The 6,665-nt window shown below is 74.1% G+C and carries 6 protein-coding genes; 1 reads left to right on the top strand and 5 read right to left on the bottom strand.

The window, feature by feature from the left end; genetic code table 11:
* Positions 1-518: 518 nt before the first annotated feature.
* The 3 genes from ACFYS8_RS04955 to ACFYS8_RS04945 all read right to left on the bottom strand — a co-directional run bounded on the left by ACFYS8_RS04955 (position 519) and on the right by ACFYS8_RS04945 (position 3,451).
* On the bottom strand, positions 519-1,187 hold the full coding sequence (locus ACFYS8_RS04955; protein ID WP_387635821.1) for a class F sortase: 669 nt from the start codon (positions 1,185-1,187) through the stop codon (positions 519-521).
* The gene (locus ACFYS8_RS04950; RefSeq protein WP_387635819.1) at positions 1,184-2,044 is read right to left on the bottom strand and encodes a hypothetical protein; all 861 of its coding nucleotides are present in this window, start codon (positions 2,042-2,044) and stop codon (positions 1,184-1,186) included. Before ACFYS8_RS04950 ends, ACFYS8_RS04955 begins: the two co-directional genes overlap by 4 nt.
* A 150-nt stretch (positions 2,045-2,194) precedes the next feature.
* Positions 2,195-3,451, bottom strand: a complete 1,257-nt coding sequence (locus ACFYS8_RS04945; protein WP_387635816.1) for an aromatic acid exporter family protein — start codon at positions 3,449-3,451, stop codon at positions 2,195-2,197.
* Between the two features lie 205 nt (positions 3,452-3,656).
* On the opposite strand from ACFYS8_RS04945, the gene ACFYS8_RS04940 reads away from it, so the two are divergent.
* Positions 3,657-4,871, top strand: a complete 1,215-nt coding sequence (locus tag ACFYS8_RS04940) for an MFS transporter (RefSeq protein ID WP_387635813.1) — start codon at positions 3,657-3,659, stop codon at positions 4,869-4,871.
* Positions 4,872-4,894: 23 nt separating this feature from the next.
* On the opposite strand, the gene ACFYS8_RS04935 is transcribed toward ACFYS8_RS04940, so the two are convergent.
* Positions 4,895-5,698, bottom strand: a complete 804-nt coding sequence (locus ACFYS8_RS04935) for an arylamine N-acetyltransferase (RefSeq protein ID WP_387635810.1) — start codon at positions 5,696-5,698, stop codon at positions 4,895-4,897.
* A 90-nt stretch (positions 5,699-5,788) separates the two neighbouring features.
* Positions 5,789-6,631, bottom strand: coding sequence for a helix-turn-helix domain-containing protein (locus ACFYS8_RS04930; protein WP_387635808.1), 843 nt, complete (start codon positions 6,629-6,631; stop codon positions 5,789-5,791).
* Positions 6,632-6,665: the final 34 nt, after the last annotated feature.

Raw genomic sequence — 6,665 nt, 5'->3', positions numbered from 1 at the left:
ACGCTAGACCCTGGCGGGTCGGGGGCGGAACGCCGGACCCGGCGCCGGTCGTCCCGTCGGGCGGCGCAAGCCCGCCTTCGGTACGACGTGACGTCAAACCTCGGTTCCGGCGAATGGGGTGGCGGCGGGTCCCGCGAGGCGCGGCCCGCGCGGTTCGAACGCGGGCCGCGGAATGTCAGTTGGCGGCGGGTTCCTCGCGGCGTGGCCCTGCGCAGGGACGGACGCCGACTGTCGGTCGGCCGGGGCCTGCTTCGCTCGGCCCCCGGCGTGTCGGCAGAGGCTGCTCGCAGCCGCCCGGCCACCGCCGGCCCCGGCCCGAGCGGTTCGAACGTGGGCCGCGGAATGTCAGTTGGCGGCGGGTTCCTCGCGGCGTGGCCCTGCGCAGGGACGGACGCCGATCGTCGGTCGGCCGGGGCCTGCTTCGCTCGGCCCCCGGCGTGTCGGCAGAGGCTGCTCGCAGCCGCCCGGCCACCGCCGGCCCCGGCCCGCGTGACGTCGAACGGCGGGCCCCCGGCGGGTCACGCGGGCGCCGGGCTGCTGGACGTCAGGTGCGCGAACACCACGGTGTTGGAGTCGTAGCCGTTCTTGTGGTCGTAGTGGCCGCCACAGGTGATGATCCGCAGCTCGGCCCGGCCGGTCGCCGCGTAGACCTCGTCGGACGGGAAGGCGGTCTTCGGGTAGGAACGCACCTGGTCGATGGTGAAGGTGACGACCTTCCGGTCCGCCCGGGTGACGGCGACGGCCAGGCCGGGGCGCAGCAGTCCGAGCCGGTAGAGCACGCCCGGGCCGTGCTTGTCGTCCACGTGGCCGACCACCACGGCGGTGCCGTCCTCGCCGGGCGCGGCGCCGTCCCGGTACCAGCCGACCAGGTTCGCCCGCTCGGCGGGCGGGGTCTCCAGCGCGCCCTTGGCGTCCAGGCCGAGGTCGGTGAACGTGGCGTCCACGGAGATCGACGGGATGCGAAGGCGGCGCGGCGCGGACGGGTCCAGCGCGGGGGAGTCCGGTGCGGACGCGCCGTCGTGCGACGGGTCGGCCGCGGCCCCGGCGGGCAGGGGCGGCTGGGCGCCGGACAGGCCGTCGCGCACCAGCATGGTGCCGAACAGCAACGCCACGGCCGTGGCGCCGACCACCAGCGGGTCGGCGCCACGGACCGGGCGGCGGCGGGGAGTCCGCCGACGTGCCGTCAACGGCGGGAGCGGCGCAGCCGGCGGGCCGCCAGCCATCCGGCTCCGAGGAGCAGCGAGCCGCCGACGGCGATCTCCGCCGGGTTCAGGTCCTGCGAGGCGCCGCCGACACCGGCCGCGATCCCGCCCTTGGGCATGTCGCCCTGGTGCTTGGGCATGTCGCCCTGCTGCTTGGGCATGTCGCCCTGCTGCTTGGGCGGCGTGGCCGGGTGCGCACCCGGCTGGTTGCCCTGCTGGCTGTCGGTCTGACCGCCCTGCTGGTTACCCGGCTGGTTGCCCTGCTGACTGCCGGTCTGACCGCCCTGCTGGTTGCCGTGCTGACTGCCAGTCTGACCGCTCTGCTGGTTACCCTGCTGACTGCCGGTCTGACCGCCCTGCTGGTTGCCCTGCTGGTTGCCGGGCTGGCTGGCGGGATCGTTGAGCGGCGGGGAGGACGGTTCGCCGGACGCGCAGTCGACCGTGAACGTCTTCTGCTTGGCCGGCCCGGTCTGGCCGACGAAGCTCCAGGAGAGCTTGTAATTGCCGTCCGGCACCGAGAGGTTGGTGGTGTGGCCGGTGCCGCCGGCCAGCACGATCGTGCCGGACAGCGTCCTGGTGCCGGCCGGCTGCTGCTGGTCGATCTCCCAGGAGATCAGCTGCACGGTGTCGAAGTTGAAGGCGTCCAGGTAGAACTTGCAGACCTTCGACTCGTCCCGGGGATCGTTGAACGGAACGCCGGTACTGTGGATCTTCACGTCGCCGTTGTCGCCGGGCGCGGCGAACGCCGGCACCGCGGGCGCGGCCAGCGGCAGCGCGGCGGCACCGGCGAGGACACCGGCACGCAGGGCGAGCAGGCGCCGCCCGGCCAGGGTTGAGGCCATGGAGCACTCCAGAGGGTGGACGGGGGTTTTGCCGGCACCGCGCCGACACCCCACGAGGGTCACCGGGCCTTCCGCGCCCCGCCGCGACAACACTCCGGTCCGGTACGACGTTTCGCACCAACGGTCGAGCGCCCCCACTCCGACGGACCGTCAGGCCGCCTGCCGGCCCGGCTCGCGGCGGCGGGAGCGGCGGGGGCGCAGGCGTTCGCCGCGGGCCAGGCGGCGGATGCCCGCGAAGCGGGTGAAGCGCGCACGGGTCGCGACCGAGGCCCGGTCGAGCTCCTCCATCAGGCGGCGGGAGCGGTGCTCCAGGTCCAGCTCGTCCAGGATCCGGTCCACCTCGGCGAGCAGGGAGCCGTGCAACTGCCAGGCCTGCGGGTCCTCCTGGACGCGGTGCAGCAGCAGTTGGGCGACGTTCTCCCGGCAGGCCCAGGCGGCGGCCAGTTCGGCGGTCAGCCGCTGCTCGGCCTCCTCCGCGTTCCGGCTGACCTGGGTGGTGACCAGCACCGCGAAGCTCACCAGCGCCCCGCCGATGTGCGCGAACAGCTCCTCCATCGCCACCGCGACGTCCGGCGGGAACAGCCGCTCGCCGGCCGCGCGGCGCTTGGCCAGGTCGGTCAGCGAACGGGCGATCACCCGGATCACCACCACGCAGATCTCCAGCGTGTCCAGGCCGGTGCGCAGCACCAGCCGCGACAGCAGGCCCTCGCTGATCCGCGGGTTCAGCCGCAGACTGTCCTCGGCCTGCCGCAGCGCGCCGTCCACCTCGGCGATCGCCTGGTCCAGCGCCCGCGCCTCGTGCAGCCGCGCGGCGGCCCGCTCCACCGGCACCGGGCGGCCCAGCTCCTCCGCGAGGTCCAGCAGCAGGTGACGGGCCCGGCGGGCCAGGTCCTCGATCTTCTCCCCGGCCGTGTCCACCCACACCGGCGGCGCGAACACCACGTTGAACAGCAGCCCGACGGCCGCGCCGATCAGCGTCTCCAGCACCCGGTCCCACGCCTGCGTGGTGACCTGCGAGACGCCCAGGATCAGCATCGCGCTGATCGCCACCTCCTGGACGAACTCGTCCACCCGCACGAACCGCCCCACCGTCAGCGACGCCAGGATGATCAGCCCCAGGCTCCACCACGACAGGCCCACCACGGTGGAGAAACCGATCGCGATCAGCACCCCGACCACCACCGAATTGACCCGCCGCACACTGGTCTTCAGCGTCGAGTACACCGTCACCTGCACCACCAGCAGCGCCGTCAGCGGCGCCGTCAACGGCACCGGCTCCCGGCTCAGCCAGGTCGCCACCACGTACGCCAGCGTCGCCGCCACCGTGGCCCGCACCGTCTGCACGACGAACGGATCCCTGGCACCGCGACGCACCACCGCCGCCACTGACTCCGGAACAACACGCATGCGGCCCTTCTATCCCATCGGCCGCCGCGCACACGCGAACACTCCGTCAGCGTGTGAGCGGCGGTCACAGGACCAACGCCTGTCTGGTTGCGCATCCGGCCGCTGCCCAGGATGGCCGCATCGGACCTCTCTACCCCCTGCGCGCGGCCGACGGCGTCCGCGGTCCGAGGACGCGCCGCGCGCCGCCGACAAGGTGGTGGTCGCCGTGAGCGACGTGTCCGATCTTCCCCAGACCGCGACGACGGTGGCCGCGCCGGCCTTCCGGCGATGGCGGTACGCCGGCGTGTTCGCGCTGCTGTTCCTGTTCGGGACGGAGACCTTCCTGGTCTCCCCGCTGCTGCCGACCATCGCCGGCTCGATCCACGTCAGCGAGGCCGCCGCCGCGTCCACCGTCACCGCGTACGTCCTGGTCTACGCCGTCTGCGCGCCGTTCCTCGGCCTGGCCAGCGACCGGTTCGGACGACGGCGCACCCTGCTGGCCGGCACCGCGCTGTTCCTCCTCTCCAACGCCGCCGCCGCACTCTCCACCGACCTCACCCTGCTGGTGCTCTCCCGCGCCCTCGCCGGACTCGCCGCCGCGGCCGCCGGACCCGCGATCTGGGCCCACATCGCCGAAACCGCCCCCGACGCGGTGCGCGGCCGCGCCCTCGGCCTCGGCATGGCCCTGTTCTCCACCGGCCAGGTCATCGGCGTCCCCCTCGGCGGACTGCTGGCCGGCGCGGCCGGCTGGCGCGCCGCGTTCTGGGCCCTCGCCGCGGGCACGGCCGCCGCCGTCCCGCTGCTGCTCCGCCAGGTCGCGCCACGAGCGGCTGCTGCGGGCACTGGCACGATCCTCGCGGTGCTGGCGGCCTGGCGCGACCCCGCCCTGCGCCGCGCCCTGCTCGTCAACACCGCCTTCAACGCCGCCAACCTCGGCGCCTACACCTTCCTCGGCGCCGTCCTCGGCGAACGCTTCGACCTCTCCGTCCAGGCCCTCGGCCTGGTCGGCATCCTGGTCGGCGCCGGCAGCGTGGCCGGCTCCCTGCTCGGCGGCCGCCTCGGCGACAAGGCCCGCGCGGCGGGCCGCACCGACCTGCCGCTGCTCCCGCTCTGGGCCCTGCTGCTCGCCGCCGGCATCGCGCTTGCTGTCGCCGGGCCGGGGCTGGTGCTTTCGCTGCTGGGCGTGCTGCTGTGGTTCGTCGCCTCCGGCGGCTTCGTGACGGACCAGCAGACCCTGGCAGGCACCGTCGCCCCGGCCCACCGGGCGACGTCCAGCGCCTGGCTGACCTCCACGATGTACGCGGGCACGGGCGTGGGGGCCTGGGCGATCGGCGCCTTCGGCAGCGTCGCGCACGGGTCGGTGATCGTGGGCGTCGCGCTGGCGCTGCTCGCGGCGGGCGGGGCCTGGCTGGTGACGCGGAGCCTGCGGCCGAGGGGGTGAGCGCGAGGGCTGCTGACCGGGGCTCACTTCGGGAGCACGTCCAGGGCGATCCCGAAGTGGGTGCGGTAGGCGGTGCGGGCCTCGTCGTCGGTGAGGAGCTGTTCGGTGCGTTGCCCGGTGGGGGCGGTGGTGATCAGGCGGTTGCCGCTGAGGGTGGTGCGGCCGTCGTCGGCGGTGATGACCGAGCAGGTCGGTGTGCGGGTGAAGTGGGACTGGGGCGAGGTGCTCTGCCACCAGCACGTCGGACCGAAGTCGGCGAGTTCGTAGGGGCGCGGGTCGAGGCGGTACTGCGGTTTGCCGTCCAGGAGGACGTCCAGGTCGCCGTACGGGCCGTTCGGGGTGAGGAGGAACGTTCCGTAGGCGTCGGGTTGTTCGGTGCGTGCGTCGAGGCGGAGCGGGGCGCGGCTGAAGCGGCCGAAGCCGATGTCGACCAGCCACGGTTCGTCGAGGTCCACGCGCAGTGCGAGGTGGTCGAAGGGCGGGCCGGGCTGTTCGCCGTCGTGGACGCGGCCGGCCAGCAGGCTCACCCGGTAACCGAGGGAGGTGAGCAACTCGGCGAAGGCGCCGTTGAGTTCGTAGCAGAATCCGCCCCGGCGGCGGTCCACGATCTTCGTCAGCAGGGCGCGGGGGTCGAGGGTGACGGGTTCGCCGAGGTGGATGCTCAGGTTTTCGAACGGGACGGTGCGCAGGTGTGCGAGCTGGAGCCGGGCGAGTGCCTCGGGGGAGGGGGCGCCGGGGTCGGGGAGAGCGATGCGGTCGAGGTAGGCGGACCGTTCGGCGGAGGTGAGGCCGGTGTACGGCTGTTCGGGCTGCGGCGCGTGATCCATTCGACCATTCCATCCGGGGGCGGGGACGTGCGGCCATCGGCTCTTGGTCCTACGACCTGCGCCGGTGCCCGTGTTCCCGTGCCCGCCTTGCTACGCGGTTGCCCGGAGCGGACGCTCGATCAGGTCCGTCATCCGCGCAAAGTCGGTCGATGTCCGCGGCGTGAACAGCAGTACCAGCGCCGACGGGTCGTCCACCGGGTGGAAGGAGCTCAGTGTCAGGCGGACGGCGCCGCTCGCGGGGGGTGAGACCACCACCTCGCGGGCGGTGAGTTCGGCGACGGTGTGGCATCCCCACCAGTGGCGCAGGTCGGGGGCGTCGGCTTCGAGGCGGCGGTAGAGCTGGTCGGTGCGGGGGTCGGCGATCGCGGGGCCGGCCTGGGCGCGGAAGTGCTGGAAGACGTTCATGGCGAGGGGTTCCCAGTCGTGCAGGACGCTGCGCAGGTGGCGGTCGGCGGCCATCAGCCACATCAGGTTGCGGCGGTCGGCGTCGACCTTCTCGGGGGAGCCCCACAGGGCCGTCCAGGCCGCGTTCCAGGCGAGCAGGTCGAAGTGCCGGTCGAGCAGCGCGGCGGGGCTGGCGGGCCAGGAGTCGAGGACGGGGCGGACCGCGTCGGCGAGCCGTTCGGCGGCGAGTTCGGTGGGGGCGGGCTCGTGGTAGCCGGCCAGTCGCATCGCGTGGCGCAGGCCCGCCGCGTCCAGGCGCAGCGCGCGGGCCACCGCCTCCAGGACCTGCCGGGAGGCGGTGACGCGGCCCTGTTCGAGCCAGGTGTACCAGGCGAGGCCGACGCCGGACAGCGAGGCGACCTCTTCGCGGCGCAGCCCGGGGGTGCGGCGCCGCGCGGTGGCGGTGAGTCCGACGTCGGCGGGCTGGAGGCGTTCGCGGTGGGCGCGCAGGAAGGCGCCGAGCTCCTGACTGACGGCGGGGGTGGACACGGGTGGCTCCTCGTCGCGGGTGGTTCCGGGGTCG

This window comes from Kitasatospora sp. NPDC004615 (assembly GCF_042873545.1).
In the GTDB taxonomy this organism is placed as follows: Bacteria; Actinomycetota; Actinomycetes; order Streptomycetales; family Streptomycetaceae; genus Kitasatospora.
The sequence above is the reverse complement of the archived record's forward strand: the minus strand, read 5'-3'. Positions and strand labels throughout refer to the sequence as shown.